Source organism: Kitasatospora griseola, from assembly GCF_014648555.1.
Taxonomy (GTDB): domain Bacteria; phylum Actinomycetota; class Actinomycetes; order Streptomycetales; family Streptomycetaceae; genus Kitasatospora; species Kitasatospora griseola.
In genome coordinates this window covers 349,206-364,401 of the sequence record NZ_BMRI01000003.1, presented here as the reverse complement: position 1 = coordinate 364,401, position 15,196 = coordinate 349,206, and the positions used below count along the sequence as shown (strand labels likewise).

11 protein-coding genes are annotated in these 15,196 nt (G+C 69.5%); 4 read left to right on the top strand and 7 right to left on the bottom strand.

The window, feature by feature from the left end; all coding sequences use genetic code 11:
* Positions 1-11 precede the first annotated feature (11 nt).
* From IEZ12_RS05795 to IEZ12_RS05780, 4 genes are read left to right on the top strand one after another with little or no spacing between them, the layout of a single operon-like run.
* Positions 12-938, top strand: a complete 927-nt coding sequence (locus tag IEZ12_RS05795; RefSeq protein ID WP_100588857.1) for an ABC transporter permease — start codon at positions 12-14, stop codon at positions 936-938.
* Positions 931-1,944 (top strand): ABC transporter permease, encoded by a 1,014-nt coding sequence (locus IEZ12_RS05790; RefSeq protein ID WP_189271082.1) that lies wholly within the window; start codon positions 931-933, stop codon positions 1,942-1,944. Before IEZ12_RS05795 ends, IEZ12_RS05790 begins: the two co-directional genes overlap by 8 nt.
* Before the next feature lie 17 nt (positions 1,945-1,961).
* Positions 1,962-3,014 (top strand): ABC transporter ATP-binding protein, encoded by a 1,053-nt coding sequence (locus IEZ12_RS05785; protein ID WP_189271081.1) that lies wholly within the window; start codon positions 1,962-1,964, stop codon positions 3,012-3,014.
* Complete coding sequence (locus IEZ12_RS05780) at positions 3,004-4,086, top strand: ABC transporter ATP-binding protein (protein WP_229847266.1); 1,083 nt, start codon at positions 3,004-3,006, stop codon at positions 4,084-4,086. Before IEZ12_RS05785 ends, IEZ12_RS05780 begins: the two co-directional genes overlap by 11 nt.
* 61 nt (positions 4,087-4,147) lie before the next feature.
* On the opposite strand, the gene IEZ12_RS05775 is transcribed toward IEZ12_RS05780, so the two are convergent.
* The 7 genes from IEZ12_RS05775 to IEZ12_RS05745 all read right to left on the bottom strand — a co-directional run bounded on the left by IEZ12_RS05775 (position 4,148) and on the right by IEZ12_RS05745 (position 15,026).
* Entirely contained in the window at positions 4,148-5,218 is a 1,071-nt protein-coding gene (locus IEZ12_RS05775) for an ABC transporter ATP-binding protein (RefSeq protein WP_189271080.1), read from the bottom strand.
* 10 nt (positions 5,219-5,228) lie between these two features.
* Positions 5,229-6,302 (bottom strand): ABC transporter ATP-binding protein, encoded by a 1,074-nt coding sequence (locus IEZ12_RS05770; protein WP_189271079.1) that lies wholly within the window; start codon positions 6,300-6,302, stop codon positions 5,229-5,231.
* 64 nt (positions 6,303-6,366) lie between these two features.
* Positions 6,367-7,344, bottom strand: coding sequence for an ABC transporter permease (locus tag IEZ12_RS05765; RefSeq protein WP_189271078.1), 978 nt, complete (start codon positions 7,342-7,344; stop codon positions 6,367-6,369).
* An 81-nt stretch (positions 7,345-7,425) separates the two neighbouring features.
* On the bottom strand, positions 7,426-9,189 hold the full coding sequence (locus tag IEZ12_RS05760; protein ID WP_189271077.1) for an ABC transporter substrate-binding protein: 1,764 nt from the start codon (positions 9,187-9,189) through the stop codon (positions 7,426-7,428).
* Between the two features lie 90 nt (positions 9,190-9,279).
* Positions 9,280-10,317 carry an ABC transporter permease gene (locus IEZ12_RS05755; RefSeq protein ID WP_083462645.1) on the bottom strand — a complete coding sequence of 346 codons (1,038 nt, stop codon included), beginning with the start codon at positions 10,315-10,317 and terminating at the stop codon, positions 9,280-9,282.
* A 483-nt stretch (positions 10,318-10,800) separates the two neighbouring features.
* Entirely contained in the window at positions 10,801-12,525 is a 1,725-nt protein-coding gene (locus IEZ12_RS05750; protein ID WP_189271076.1) for an ABC transporter family substrate-binding protein, read from the bottom strand.
* 194 nt (positions 12,526-12,719) lie between these two features.
* On the bottom strand, positions 12,720-15,026 hold the full coding sequence (locus tag IEZ12_RS05745; RefSeq protein WP_189271075.1) for a peptidoglycan binding domain-containing protein: 2,307 nt from the start codon (positions 15,024-15,026) through the stop codon (positions 12,720-12,722).
* Positions 15,027-15,196: the final 170 nt, after the last annotated feature.

Sequence of the window (15,196 nt, the reverse complement as noted above, 5' to 3'; positions counted from 1 at the left end):
GGAGGGCTCCCATGGGCCATTACGTCCTGCGGCGCGTGCTCCAGATGATCCCGGTGTTCTTCGGGGCCACGCTGCTGATCTTCCTGATGGTGTACAGCCTGCCGGGCGACCCGATCGCCGCGATGTTCGGCGACAAGGCCGCCGACCCGGCGACCGTGGCACACCTGAAGCACCAGTACTACCTCGATCAGCCGCTGTGGAAGCAGTACCTGCACTACATGAACAACATCTTCCACCTGGACTTCGGCACCAGTTTCACCGGCCGTCCGGTCTCCGAGATCATGAAGGACGCCTTCCCGGTCACCATCCGGCTCGCCCTGGTCGCGTTCTTCTTCGAGATCGTGATCGGCCTGCCGCTGGGCCTGATCGCCGGCCTGAAGCGGGGCAGCATCGCGGACACCCTGGTGCTGCTGGTGACCCTGGTGGTGATCTCGATCCCGGTGTTCGTGCTCGGCTACATCGCGCAGACGGTGTTCGCGATCAATCTGGGCTGGGTGACGGCGACGGTCCAGGACTCCCGGGACATCAGCCAGTTGATCCTGCCCGGCCTGGTGCTGGCGTCCCTGTCGCTGGCGTACGTGGCCCGGCTGACCCGGACGTCGATCGGCGAGAACCTGCGCGCCGACTACATGCGCACCGCGGTGGCCAAGGGCCTGCCGCGGCGGACCGTCGTCGGGCGGCACCTGCTGCGCAACTCGCTGATCCCGGTGGTGACGTTCCTGGGCACCGACCTGGGCGCGCTGATGGGCGGCGCGATCGTCACCGAGGGCATCTTCAACATCGCCGGCATCGGCAACGTCCTCTACAAGGCGATCAACCAGAAGGAAGGCCCGACGGTGGTCGGCATCGTCACCGTGCTGGTGATCGTGTACCTGGTCGCCAGCCTGGTCGTCGACCTGCTGTACGCCGTCCTCGACCCGAGGATCCGTTATGCCTGACCGGAACGAGCCCATCCCGGACGACCACGATCCGCTGCGGAACATCAACCCGACCGACAGCGACCACCTGGACTACGTCGGCCAGCAGGGCCTGGCGGTGGAGCAGGAGACGCTGATCGAGCCGGACCCGGCCAAACGGGAGCAGGCGCGCAGCCTGTGGGGCGACGCCTGGCGGGACCTGCGGCGGCGGCCGATCTTCCTCGTCTCGACGGTGCTGATCGTGCTGCTGATCCTGATCGCGATCTTCCCGGGGCTGTTCACCGGCACCGACCCGCGGGCCTCCGACCTGATCAACAACTACCTGCGCCGGCCGGACTGGACCGACTTCTTCGGGGGCGGCTGGTTCGGCTACGACGGGCAGGGCCGGTCGATCTACGCCCGGGTGATCTACGGGGCGCGGGCCTCGATCACCGTCGGCATCTGCGTCACCCTGGCGGTGACCCTGCTGGGCGGGATGGCCGGGATGGCCGCCGGGTTCTTCGGCGGCTGGTCGGACGCGGTGATCTCCCGGATCACCGACATCTTCTTCGGCATCCCGCTGCTGCTGGGCGCCCTGGTGCTGCTGAACGCGTTCTCCGTCCGCACCGTGTGGTCCGTGGTGATCGCGCTGGCCTTCCTCGGCTGGACCCAGCTGGCCCGCGTGATGCGCGGCTCGGTGATCACCGTCAAGCAGTCGGACTACGTGGTGGCCGGGCGGGCGTTGGGCGCCGGGACCTCGCGGCTGATGTTCCGGCACATCCTGCCGAACGCGATCGCGCCGGTGATCGTGGTCGCCACCATCGCGCTGGGCGGCTACATCACGGCGGAGGCCACGCTGAGCTTCCTCGGCATCGGCCTGCAGGACCCGACCATCTCCTGGGGCGTGGACATCTCCTCCGCGCAGAAGGTGATCCGGCAGGCGCCGTTCGTCCTGTTCTTCCCGGCCGCGGCGCTCTCCATCACCGTGCTGGCCTTCATCATGATGGGCGACGCGGTGCGCGACGCCCTCGATCCGAAGCTGCGCTGAGCGAGGGGAGCAGGCAGATGAGCACCGTCGCCGACCAGGGCCGACCGGCCCGCGAGGAGCCGTACACCGGGCCGCTGCTGGACGTGCGGAACCTGCACGTGGAGTTCCGGACCAGGGACGGCGTGGTCCGGGCCGTCAACGGCGTGAACTACAGCGTCAGCGCGGGCGAGACGCTCGCGGTGCTGGGCGAGTCGGGCTCCGGAAAGTCCGTCACCGCGCAGGCCGTCATGGGCATCCTCGACATGCCGCCGGCCGCGATCCCCGAGGGGGAGCTGCTGTTCCGCGGCCGGGACATGCTGAAGATGTCCAAGGAGGAGCGGCGGAAGATCCGCGGGCAGAAGATCGCGATGATCTTCCAGGACGCGCTGTCCTCGCTGAACCCGGTCCTGCCGGTGGGCTTCCAGCTCGGCGAGATGTACCGGGCGCACCGCGGCAGCAACCGCAAGGACGCCAAGGCCAAGGCCGTCGAACTGATGGACCGGGTCCGCATCCCCGCCGCCAAGGAACGGGTGGGGGACTACCCGCACCAGTTCTCCGGCGGCATGCGGCAGCGCATCATGATCGCGATGGCGCTGGCCCTGGAGCCGGACCTGATCATCGCGGACGAGCCGACCACGGCGCTGGACGTCACCGTCCAGGCGCAGGTGATGGACCTGTTGGCGGAGCTCCAGGCCGAGTACCACATGGGTCTGATCCTGATCACCCACGACCTCGGCGTGGTCGCCGACGTGGCCGACAAGATCGCCGTCATGTACGCCGGCCGGATCGTCGAGACCGCCCCCGTGCACGAGCTCTACGCCCGCCCCGCCCACCCCTACACCCGCGGGCTGCTGGACTCCATCCCGCGCCTCGACCAGAAGGGCCAGGAGCTCTACGCGATCAAGGGCCTGCCGCCCAACCTGCTGCGGATCCCGGCCGGCTGCGCGTTCAACCCGCGCTGTCCGCGGGCGCAGGAGATCTGCCGGCAGAAGGTGCCGCCGCTGGCGGAGGTGACCGAGGACGACGGGACGCCGCTGGCCGGCCGGGGCAGTGCGTGCTTCTTCTGGAAGGAGACCCTCCATGACGGTTAACGGCGCCACGCCGGTCGGAGCGACCACGCCCGAGGAGGCCGCGTTCGCGCAGGAGGTGCAGCGCGGCGAGCCCATCCTGGAGGTGCGCGACCTGCGCAAGCACTTCCCGCTGACCAAGGGCATCCTGTTCAAGAAGCAGGTCGGCGCGGTCAAGGCCGTCGACGGGGTGTCCTTCGACCTGATGCAGGGGGAGACGCTCGGCATCGTCGGCGAGTCGGGCTGCGGCAAGTCCACCCTGGCCAAGGTCCTGATGAACCTGGAGCCGGCGACGACCGGGTCGGTGAAGTACAAGGGCGAGGAGATCTCGCGCCTGTCGGGCGCCGGGCTCAAGGCCGTTCGGCGCAACATCCAGATGGTGTTCCAGGACCCCTACACCTCGCTGAACCCGCGCATGACGGTCGGCGACATCATCGGGGAGCCGTTCGAGATCCACCCCGAGGTGGCGCCGAAGGGCGACCGCCGCAAGGCCGTCCAGGACCTGCTGGACGTGGTGGGCCTCAACCCGGAGTACATCAACCGGTACCCGCACCAGTTCTCCGGCGGCCAGCGTCAGCGGATCGGCATCGCGCGCGGGCTGGCGCTCAAGCCGGAGATCATCATCTGCGACGAGCCGGTCTCCGCGCTGGACGTGTCCGTGCAGGCGCAGGTGATCAACCTGCTGGAGAGCCTCCAGGGCGAGTTCAACCTGTCGTACATGTTCATCGCGCACGACCTGTCGATCGTCCGGCACATCTCCGACCGGGTCGGCGTGATGTACCTGGGCCGGATTGTGGAGATCGGCACCGACCTGGAGATCTACGACCACGCCACCCACCCGTACACCCAGGCGCTGCTGTCCGCGGTGCCGGTGCCCGACCCGACCGCGCGGGAGTCCCGGGACCGGATCGTGCTGACCGGCGACGTGCCCTCCCCGGCGAACCCGCCGTCCGGCTGCCGGTTCCGCACCCGCTGCTGGAAGGCGCAGGAGAAGTGCGAGCGGGAGGACCCGGCGCTGACGGTCCGGGCGTGGCTGGAGGGCCGGGCCCGGCACGACTCGGCCTGCCACTTCGCGGGCGAACGCGAGAACGTCTGACCGGACGCGAAGAGGGCCCCCACCGAGCGGTGGGGGCCCTCTTCGGGCGTGACGGGGGGGATCAGACCTCGGCGCGCGGCTCGGGAACGGCCGCGGTCGAGCCCTCCTCCGGGAAGTGGCACGCGGTCAGGTGGCCGGCGACGTTGCCGGACAGCTGGACCAGCGGCGGCTCCTCCACCGAGCACTTCTCCTGCGCCTTCCAGCACCGGGTGCGGAAGCGGCAGCCCGACGGCGGGTTGAGCGGCGACGGGACGTCACCGGTCAGCCGGATCCGCTCGCGGTTGTCGTCCGGGTCGGCCTCCGGCACGGCGGACAGCAGCGCGTGGGTGTACGGGTGGCGGGGCGCCTCGTACAGCGACTTGCGGTCGGCGATCTCGACGATCTTGCCGAGGTACATCACCGCGACGCGCTGCGAGAAGTGGCGCACCACCGACAGGTCGTGGGCGATGAACAGGAAGGCGATGCCCAGCTCGCGCTGCAGCTCCTGGAGCAGGTTGACCACCTGCGCCTGGATGGAGACGTCCAGCGCGGAGACCGGCTCGTCCGCGACGATCAGCTTCGGGTTCAGCGAGAGCGCGCGGGCCACGCCGATGCGCTGGCGCTGGCCGCCGGAGAACTCGTGCGGGAAGCGGTTGTAGTGCTCCGGGTTGAGACCGACGGTCTCCAGCAGCTCCTGCACCCGGCGCTGGACGCCGCCCTTCGGGTTGATCCCGTTGATCTCCATCGGCGCGCCGATGATCGCGCCGACGGTGTGCCGCGGGTTCAGCGAGGAGTACGGGTCCTGGAAGATCATCTGGATCTCGGACCGGATCGGCGCGAGCTCCTTGCGGGAGGCGTGCGTGATGTCCTGGCCGTTGTAGCGGATCTCGCCGCCGGTCGGCTCCAGCAGACGGGTCACCAGCCGGCCGAGGGTCGACTTGCCACAGCCGGACTCGCCGACCAGGCCGACCGACTCGCTGCCGAAGACCTCAAGGTCCACGCCGTCGACCGCGTGCACCGCGCCGACCTGGCGCTTGAACAGGAAGCCGTCGAGGACCGGGAAGTGCTTCTCCACGCCCTTGATCGACAGCAGCGGGGCGCCGGAGCCGGCAGCGGCCCCGGACGGCTTCTGGAGGGTCAGTTCGTTGCTCATGATGTCCCTCTCAGCCGAGCCGCGGCTTGATCTGGTCGATGAAGATGTCCTGCCGCTGTGCCGCGCTCAGGTGGCAGGCGGCGGCGGGCCCGGTGGCCGGGGCGAGCGGCGGGCGCTCCGAGGTGCAACCGCCGCCGATCACCTGCTCGGTGAAGTCGCAGCGCGGGTTGAACGGGCAGCCGGTCGGCAGGTTGATCAGGCTCGGCGGGGTGCCGCGGACCGGCCGCAGCGGCACGTCCACGTCGCCGGTCAGGCTCGGCATCGAGGACAGCAGGCCCCAGGTGTACGGGTGCTGAGGGGTCTTCAGCACCTCGCGGACGGTGCCGCGCTCCACGGCCCGGCCCGCGTACATCACCATGATGTTCTGCGCGGTGCGCGCCACCACGCCCAGGTCGTGGGTGATCAGGATGATCGCGGTGCCCATCTCCTGCTGGAGGTCCTTCAGCAGGTCGAGGATCTGGGCCTGGACGGTGACGTCCAGCGCGGTGGTCGGCTCGTCGGCGATCACCAGCTTGGGGTCGCAGACCAGCGACATGGCGATCATGGCGCGCTGGCGCATACCGCCGGAGAACTGGTGCGGGTAGTCGTCGACGCGGGTGGTGGGCTGCGGGATGCCGACCCGGGTCAGCATCTCGATGGCCCGGTCCCGGGACTCCTTCTTGGAGGCGCCGGTGTGCTTCCGGAAGGTCTCGCCGATCTGCTTGCCGATGGTGTGGTACGGCGACAGCGCGGTCAGCGGGTCCTGGAAGATCATCGACATGGTCTTGCCGCGGAGCTTCTCCAGCTCGCGGTTGGACGCGCCGACCAGCTCCTGCCCGTCCAGCTTGATCGAGCCGGTGATCTCGGTCCGGTCCGGGTTGTGCAGGCCCAGGACGGCCAGGTTGGTCACCGACTTGCCGGAACCGGACTCACCGACGATGCCGAGCGTGGTGCCCGGGGACACGTCGAAGGAGAGGTTGTCCACGGCCCGGACCACGCCGTCCTCGGTGCTGAAACGGACCGAGAGGTCGCGGACTGAGAGGAACGGCTTGTCGCCGCCGCTGCCGGCGGACGAGGCCTCCTCGGGCTTGGCCTGGGTGGTCATGGACTGGGCTCCTCGGTGCGGTACGTGAGGTCGGGACTGCTGGGTCGGCCTGGGGTGCGGCCGGTCAGGCCAGGCGGATGCGCGGGTCGATCAGGGCGTAGGCGGCGTCGACGATGATGTTGAAGAACACGATCAGCGTGGCGGCCACCACGGTGACGCCGACCAGCAGCGAGAGGTCGGAGTCGTTGAAGGAGTGGATCGCCAGCTCACCCAGGCCGTGCAGGCTGAAGGTGGTCTCGGTGATGATCGCGCCGCCGAGCAGGACGCCGAGGTCGATGCCGAAGACGGTGACGATGGTGCCCATCGCGCCGCGCCACGCGTAGCGCATGAAGACCGAGGTGCCGGACATGCCCTTGGCGCGCGCCGTCCGCACGAAGTCCTCGGACAGCTGCTCGACCATCGAGGAGCGGGTCATACGGGTGTAGTTGGCGGTCCAGATCAGCGACAGGACGATCCACGGGACCAGCAGGCCGGTGAACCAGCCGACCGGGTCCTGGGTGAACGGCACGTAGGTGGGCTGGGCCAGCAGGTCGGTGCTGTAGACCAGGGCGACCAGGGCGAGCGGACCGGCCACGTAGATCTGCATCGAGGAGACGATCAGCGAGGCGGAGCTGGCGATCTTGTCGAGCGCCTTGCCCTGCTTGTGCGCGGCCAGCATGCCGGTGCCGATGCCGAAGATCAGGAAGATCACGGCGGAGCCGACGGTCAGCGACAGGGTGGTCGGGAAGCGGTCCAGCAGGATGGTGCCGACCAGTTCCTTCTTGTCGAAGGAGTAGCCGAAGCACGGGGCGGAGCAGGCCACGTTGTTGTAGGTGCCACCGGTGAAGATGGCGCTCAGCCAGTCCCAGTACTGGATCGGCCAGGCCTTGTCGAAGCCCATGTCGTGCCTGATCAGGGCGAGGTTCTCGGGCGTGCAGGTCTTGCCGCAGTAGAGCCGCGCCGGGTCCGCCGGGATCGCGAAGAACAGCGCGTAGGTGATCATCGAGACGATCACCAGAATGACGAGCGCGCCGAGTGATCGGCGGACGAGGAATCGGAGCATCGGACGGGCTCTCCTGATCGGGGAGGGGCACCGGCAGATCGTGCCGGTGCCCCACCGTGAGCTACTGCTCGGTGATGACTACTACTTGACGTAGATGTTGAGCGGCGACTGCAGGCCGGCCAGGGTGTCGAACTTGACGCCGCCGAGGCCCGAGCCGTACAGGCTCAGCGAGCGCTGGTACACGTCCGGGATCGAGTACGCCTTGTCCTGCAGCTTCTTGTCGATCGCGGCCCACGCCTTGCCCTGGGCGGCCGGGTCGGCGATCTTGACCGCCGCGTCCATGGCGGCGTTGATCTCCGGGTCGTTCACGTGGGCGTAGTTCTGGCCACCGTCCTGGATGACCCGGCCGTCCCAGACCGGCTGCAGGGAGGTGTAACCGGTCGGCCAGTCGGCGCCCCAGCCGCCCCAGTACAGGTCGAACTCGTTGTTGACCAGCTGGATCGCGTCGTAGTAGGTCTTCGAGTCCAGCGGCTTCGGCACGAACTTGAAGCCGGCGGCCTCCAGGTTGGTGCGGATGGCCTCGGTGACCTTCTGCTGAAGCGGGGTGTTGTTGAAGGCGTAGACGATGGGCTGGCCCACGGCGTTGGCCTCGGTCAGCAGCTTCTTGGCCGCCTCGGTGTCACCCTGCGGCTTCTTCAGCACGTCGAACGGGTCGTAGGACTCGTAGCCGAGCACGGTCGGGCTCATGTACGAGGTCGCGTAGTCACCGTAGGAGGTGCCACCCTGCAGCTGGCGGGTCTGCTGGTGCGGGAAGGCCTTGACCAGCGCCTCGCGGATCTTCTGGTCCTTGATGCGGGTGTTGTTGATGTAGTAGTAGTCCACGTACGGGGTCAGACCCTCGAGCGTACGGGGCTTCAGCTTCTCGTCGGCCTTGACCTTGTCGATGTAGGTCGGGTGGACCTGGTTGTGGAACGAGAAGGCGGTCTTGTCGTCACCGTTGTCCGCGATGAAGCGCTCGGTGGACTGCTGCGCCTGGACACCGAAGGTCATGTGCCACTTGTCCGGGTACGCGTTCCGGATCGGGTCGGTGGCCGGGTCCCAGTTCGGGTTGCGCTCCAGGTCCAGCGAGCGGTCGTTGACGTGCTCGGTGATCTGGTACGGGCCCGAGGAGAACGGCTTCTTGTCGTACTCCTCCTTGGTGTCGTGGGCCTTCGGCACGATGCCGTAACCGGTCATCGCCAGGGTGAAGTTGGCGTCGGTGTGGACATCCTTGAACTGGATGACGACGGTCTTCTCGTCCGGGGTGGTGATCGCGTCGAGGCCCTTGCCGTCGTACGGACCGGCGTAGGCACCGCGGTAGTCGTCGCCCGAGATCCACTGCTGGATGTAGGTCGGGCCACCCTTGATGAACGAGGCGTAGGTGCGCTCGATCGAGTACTTGACGTCGGCCGAGGTGATCGCGGCGCCGTCCTGCCACTTCACGCCGTCCTTCAGCGTGAACTTCCAGGTCTTGCCGCCGTCGGTGGTGGTACCGGTGTCGGTGGCCAGGTCGCCGACCAGCTTCTGCGAGCCGTCCGCGGCGGTCTTGTAACCGGTCAGCTGACGGGTGAACAGCAGCGAGGCCTCGGCGTTGTAGTTCATGTAGACCATGGCCGGGTCCAGGTGCGAGAAGTCGTCGCGGTCGATCATGTTGACCGTGCCGCCCTTCTTCGCGCCGGGCTCCGGGGCGGCCGGGCCCTTCGAGTCGTCGGCGGTGCCGACCGAGATCGAAGTGGTGGCGATGGGGGCCTTCGAGGCACCCGACTTCGCACTGTCGTTGGAGTGGCCACTGGAGCACGCCGTGGTGACGGTCAGGGCCCCGGCGACCATGATGGCGGCGGCGAGCCGCGACTTGCGAGAACTCATCTTCATCCTGCCTGGGGTAGGTGTAGTGACTATGTGCAGTGGGGTGCCCGGGGCCTGGCTTTCCCATCCCCCCGGAGTCTTGAGGGCCTGCTAGCGGTTGGCCTTGGGGTCGAAGGCGTCCCGGACGGAGTCGCCGAGCAGGTTGAAGGCGAGAACGAAGATCACCATGGCGATGCCCGGGAAGAGCAGGTAGGTGACGTCGGTCCGCAGGTAGTCCGCCGCGCCGGCGATCATGCGGCCCCAGTCGGGGACCGGCTCGCTGACGCCCACGCCGAGGTAGGACAGGCCGGCTTCGGCGGTGACGAACGCCGGGAGCGCGAGGGTGGCCTGAACCAGGATCGGGGTCCACAGGTTGGGCAGGATCTCCTTGAAGATGATCCGCATCGGTGAGGCGCCGGTGACCTTGGCGGCCTCGATGAACTCACGTTCGCGCAGGGCCAGGGCGGTGCCGCGCAGGATGCGGGCCAGGCCCATCCAGCCGAGCAGCGAGAGCACGATGGTCACCGCGACGAACGGCAGCCACGTGGGGACCTTCTGGCCCGACGGCACCAGCAGGCTGGTGACCACCGGCATGGTGGCGATCAGGAAGATCTGCGACGGGAACGACATGAGCACGTCGATCACGCGGCCGATGAAGAAGTCGGCCTTTCCGCCCAGGTAGCCGGCCGCGATGCCGAGCGCGACACCGATCACGGTGGTCAGCAGCGAGGTGGCGAAGGCGATGATCAGCGAGGTGCGGATGCCGTAGACCAGCTGCATCATCACGTCACGGCCGAGGCCCGGCTCCAGGCCGAACCAGAAGTCGCCGCTCATGCCGCCGTTGGGGGCCACCGGAAGACCGGAGTCGGTCAGCAGGGTCGGGTCGTTCTGGCCGTAGTGGGTCTCGGCGTCGTTGCCGTAGAGCATCGAGATGACCGGTGCGAGGACCGCCACCAGGACGAAGAACAGCACCACGCAGGCGCTCACCACGCCGGTGCGGTCGCGCAGGAAGCGGCGCCACATCAGCTTCCCGGGGGAGAGGCCGCGGAAGCCGGGATCGGCGGGCGCGTCGGCCGAGGCGTTGTCCGGAAGGTCCGACGTGGACCCGGGGGTGTCCCCGTCCGTCGTGGCCCCAGTAGGCGTCGTCATGGTGCGAAAGCTCCCGACCGTGGTCCGTGCAGAAGCAAGGAGTAAGAACTTGGATGAATGGACTCTTGCAAGTCGTTTATCGAACGTCAAGAGTTCCTCAGTTGTCGAGGGCCCATTTCCTCCTTCGTGCTGGAATATCAACCACTTCGTAGTTCCTGAACTCTTGACAGCCGTTGAGCGATACGGTCAAAACCGGACAAAGGTGATCAAGGCTCGTTCACCTGTCCGTAACGATGCACTGTCAGGTCCGCTATCTGGACGGCCAGTTCGGCGGCCGGTTGAACGACGCGCGTAGACCTCGTGTCCGTTTTGGTGCCATTGAGAGGAATTGGGAGCGGCAATTGAGTGTCCGATAATCGGACACCTGCGTTTTCGGGCATGCCGGAGCGAATTCGTGGGTAGGGGTCACCCAATTCGGGCGGCAGGCGTACCGTCGGCCGCCTGGCAATTTCCCGCCAATGGCGGGACTTCGCCGCCCGGGTGTTACTTCAGCAGCCCGATGTTCTCGTAGACGAGGTCGCCGAGCCCCGGTGCGCCGAGGTTGGCGATGTTCTTGCGGACGCCGTAAATGGCCGGGCGCTGGTACAGCGGGACCAGTCCGGCCACCTCCCACGCCGCCGCGTCGGCCCGGTTGAGTGCGGCCGTCTCGTCGTCCACGGTGTCGGCCTTGGCGGCATCCGCCATGGCCTTGTCAAGTGATTTGCTGCCGACCTGGGACCAGTTGGAGCCGGAGTCCTGCTGGAAGGTGCTGATCGAGTTGGAGACCGGGAACGGGGTGCCCATCAACGCGAACGCGGTGACGTCGAAGTCGTGCTTGTACACGAAGCCGTCGAAGAACTCGCCGGCCGGCACGGTCTGCACCGTGACCTTCACCCCGATCTGCCCCAGCATCCGGGTGACCAGCGCGCTCTCGTTGGCGGCCAGGTTGTTGCCGGCCGGCGCCACGAACCGCAGCGCCAGCTCCGTGCCGTCCTTGGTGCGGACGCCCGAGGGCCCGAGCTTCCAGCCCAGCGAGTCGAGGGACGCCTTCGCGGCGTCGGGGTCGAACCGGCTCAGGCCGTTCGAGTTGTCCTGGTAGCCGTGCTGGGACGGCACCAGGAAGTGGTTGTTCATCGGTATGTACGGCCAGTCCAGGCCGGCCAGGTCGGTCCGGGTGATCTCCGCCCGGTCGATCGCCTGGATCAGCGCCTGACGGACCTTCGGATCGCCGAGCGCCGCGCTGCGCCCGTTCAGCACCAGCTGCCGCAGGTTCGGCCCGCCGGCCCGGCGGGCCTCGCCGTCCGGGGTGGACCCGATGATCCGGTAGCCCTCGGTGTTGGGGCCGTTGTTGTAGAAGTCGACCTCGCCGGCGGCGAACGCCTGCGGCATCTTCCCGGTGTCGTACGCCTTGAAGACGATCCGGTCCAGCAGCGGCTTGTCGCCCCACCAGTCCGGGTCGGCGACCACCGTGACGGTGCGCGCCGCCGGGTCCATCTTCTCCACCTTGAACGGCCCGCCGGTGACCGGGAAACCCCCCTTGAAGGAGGTGTTGAACAGCTCCGGCGTGGCGACGTACTTCGCCGGCAGCAGCGGGGCGTTGCCGGCGTTGTTGAACATCGCCTGCCACTCCGAGTACGGCTCCCGGAAGGTCATCACGGCCTGGTGGTCGTCCTGGCCGCGGACCACGCTCTCCACCTGGTCGAAGCCGTTGCTGGAGGCGGTCCTGAACGCCGGGTCCTGGCCGTTCAGCGCCTGCCAGTCGGCCTGCAGGTCGCGCCAGGTGATCGGGGTGCCGTCGGACCAGTGGGCCTTCGGGTTGAGCGTCCACACCACGGTCTGCTTGCCCTGCCGCACCTCGCTCTTCGCCGAGGTCAGGTAGGCCGGGTTGGGGGTCTGCATGCCGCCCGCGTCGGAGCGCCAGAAGGTCGGCAGCAGCGCCTTGACCACGTCGACGGTGGACGCCTCGGAACCGTCCGCCTGGACCGGGTTCCACTGGCTGGAGTACTGGTCGATCGCCCAGTTCAGGGTGCCGCCCTGGCGCAGTGCCGTGCGCGGCTTCGGGTTCAGCGCCTGCTGGGTCATCCGCGGGGCCTCGCCGCCCGCCACCGCCGTGGAACCGCCGCCCGGGGAGCCGCCGGCGGCGCAGGAGCACAGCGCGAAGGACAGCGCTGCCACCGACGCGATCAGGGCGAGCGGGCGGCGACTTCTCGGGGTGGGGCGTCTCGGCACGCGGCACATCTTGCGTACCGGCGAGACATGTTGTCGACCAGTCGCCGATCAAGTCTTGATAACGCGCCGTGGTCACCCGTGGCGCCGCCCGGTTCGTCCCGTTCTGCGACGCCACTGGCGAGGATCCGCCAGCACGCCGGAGGCCGGGGCTCCGACGGCGGAGCCCCGGCCTCCGGGGGGACGGTGACGGTGGATCAGGCGGGGAACTTGTACGCCCGGTCCCGGCCCGTCTTGGTGACGGTCTGGCCGATCGCGTCCGCCACGTCCTGCACGGTGATCAGCGAGGACTGGCCGTTCTTGGTGGTCTTCACCTTGTCGAAGGTGGTGCCGATGGAGGTGCGCAGCGCGTCCAGGTCCCACTTCAGGACGATCTGGCCGGATGCGTCCGGGGCCAGCACCAGCGCCTTCGCCGCCGTCTTGCCGCCGAAGGCGAACTGCTTGGCGCCCGCGCTGATGGTGATGTTGCCGGCCAGCACCTGCTTGCCGAGGCCGTCCGCGGCCGCCTGCAGGGCGTCCTGGCCGACCTTCGGCTGGGCGTCGGCCAGCGGCAGCGCCAGCTCGGCGTCCGGCTTGCCGGCCGCCCGGTCCCGGTAGGCCTGCTCGACCTTGTCGGCGGCCGACGCGGAGTCCAGCCCCTGCCCGGCCTTGCCCGGGACCACCTCGACGGTGGTCTCGGTGAACCGGACGTAGCCCTCCTGCAGGCCCTGCCCGGACTTCGCGGCCAGGTCATCCAGCGCGGCCTTCAGTTTCGCCTTGTCCACCCGGACCTGCGGCTCGACGGCCTTGCCGCCGCCGGTCAGCGAGGAGAGCACGTCGACCGGGTTGTAGCTGTGCTTGGTCAGCGCGTCCACGGTGGCCGTGGTGTCGAAGCTCAGACCGGCGCTGGCCGGGTCCAGGGTCACCGACTGGTCGCCGATCTTCAGCCGCACCGGTTGCTGCCCGGCCTTGCCGACCGAACCGTCCAGCGCCGTCACCGCCTGGTCGCGGGAGTCGCCGCCGATGTCGGTGCCCAGCACCGTGGTGCCCTTGGGAATGTCGGACTGATTCATCATCAGGCCCGCGCCGTACGCCGCCGCGCCCAGGAACAGCACGCCGCCGACGCCCGTCACCAGCAGCTTCTTGACCTTGCCGCCGCCCTTGGCCGACTTCGAGGAGGGCTCGTCGTCGTAGTCCTCCTCCACCGGCGGCGGGTCGTTCGGCACCTCGCGCTTGGGCGTCGCCGCCCGCGGGCCGCCGGGGAACGGCTGCGCCTCGGGCAGGTCGGCGAACCGGCCGCCGCCGTTGCCGCCCGCCGGTCGGGGCCGGTCGGCGGCGGCGAAGGGGTCGGCCGCGGCCGGACCGGCCGGGGACTTCGGGGCGTTCAGGAACAGCTGGGTGGTCGGCGGGTCAGCGGCTATCGCACCGCCCGGGGCCGGCTCCTCGCCGGTGACCGGGTCGAAGCCGCCGATCTGGGTGTCCTCCGGCTCCGGGTCCGGGGCGCCGCCCCGGCCGGCCGGGGGCTCGGCGGCGAACGGGGCCTGACCGCCGTGCTGCGCCGCGGCCGGGGGCTCGGCGGCGAACGGGTCCTGACCGGGGGCCGGCTGCTGCTGCTGCTGGTGCTGCTGGTACTGCTCGTGCTGCTGCTGCTCCGCCGCGAACGGGTCCTGGCCAGGGTTGGGCTGCTGCGGCTGCGCCGCGAACGGATCCTGGCCGGGGTTGGGCTGCTGCGGCTGGACCGCGTAGGGGTCCTGACCCTGGGTGGGCTGCTGCGGCTGGGCCGCGTAGGGGTCCTGGGCGGCCATCGCCTGCTGCCGGTACTGCTCGTGCTGCTGCAGCTCCGCCGCGAACGGGTCCTGACCCGCCGTCGGCTGCTGCTGCCCGGGCAGCGAGGCCTGCTGCGGGTGCTGCTCGGCGGCGTACGGCGAGGCCGGGGCGTACGGCGAGGCCGCCGCACCGGACGGGAGCGGCGCGGCCTGCGGGCCGCCGGCGGGGCCACCGGCCACCGGGGCGGGGGTGGCGGCGGACCGGGCGGCCGGCGCGGGGGCCGCGGCGGGCTCCTGGCGGCCCTTCTGGCGGGGCTTGAACCACTCGCCGGTGGAGTCCGACTCGGAGGCCTTCGGCGCGGCCGGCTCCTGCCACTCCGGCGGCAGGTTCGGCGGGGCGCCGTTGGCGCGGCCCGCGCCGGCGTCCATCACGCCGAGCACCGGGTCGCCGCCGCCCCCGCCGCGGTGGCGCGGACCGGCCGGCTCCGCCGGCTTCTCGTCCTTGACCTTGCTCTGCACCACGACCGGCGGGATCGGCCGGGAACCGGGGATGTTGATCCGCACCCGGGTGGTCAGCGTGGTCTCCGTCTTCGGCACCTCGGCCTCGTCGGCGCGCGGGCCGGGAGCGGTCCGTGCGGCGGCCGGGTCCGGAAGCCCACCGGGCAGACCGGTGCCGTACGGCGGAGTGCCCGACGGGTACGCGTCGGGGCCGCCGCGGCGGGGCTGCGGGTGGGCGTTGTCAGATTCGCGGCTGCTCAATGCTGCTCTGCTCCGGGTTCGCGGCCGGGCCGGCTGGGCCGTCCGCTGCGTATGGGGCGGGTCGGGCCGCCGTACGGCGGCGTGCGGCGTGCGGCGGGCCGAACGGCCGGACATCAGCTGTTCACATGTCGGCTGCGGCAACACCCCGTCACGCGCGTGGTGCCGAAGGT

Excerpts from the sequence above, each read along its gene's own strand:
- IEZ12_RS05795 (WP_100588857.1), top strand. The coding sequence starts at position 12 with ATGGGCCATTACGTCCTGCGGCGCGTGCTCCAGATGATCCCGGTGTTC.
- IEZ12_RS05790 (WP_189271082.1), top strand. The coding sequence starts at position 931 with ATGCCTGACCGGAACGAGCCCATCCCGGACGACCACGATCCGCTGCGG.
- IEZ12_RS05785 (WP_189271081.1), top strand. The coding sequence starts at position 1,962 with ATGAGCACCGTCGCCGACCAGGGCCGACCGGCCCGCGAGGAGCCGTAC.
- IEZ12_RS05780 (WP_229847266.1), top strand. The coding sequence starts at position 3,004 with ATGACGGTTAACGGCGCCACGCCGGTCGGAGCGACCACGCCCGAGGAG.
- IEZ12_RS05775 (WP_189271080.1), bottom strand. The coding sequence starts at position 5,218 with ATGAGCAACGAACTGACCCTCCAGAAGCCGTCCGGGGCCGCTGCCGGC.
- IEZ12_RS05770 (WP_189271079.1), bottom strand. The coding sequence starts at position 6,302 with ATGACCACCCAGGCCAAGCCCGAGGAGGCCTCGTCCGCCGGCAGCGGC.
- IEZ12_RS05765 (WP_189271078.1), bottom strand. The coding sequence starts at position 7,344 with ATGCTCCGATTCCTCGTCCGCCGATCACTCGGCGCGCTCGTCATTCTG.
- IEZ12_RS05760 (WP_189271077.1), bottom strand. The coding sequence starts at position 9,189 with ATGAGTTCTCGCAAGTCGCGGCTCGCCGCCGCCATCATGGTCGCCGGG.
- IEZ12_RS05755 (WP_083462645.1), bottom strand. The coding sequence starts at position 10,317 with ATGACGACGCCTACTGGGGCCACGACGGACGGGGACACCCCCGGGTCC.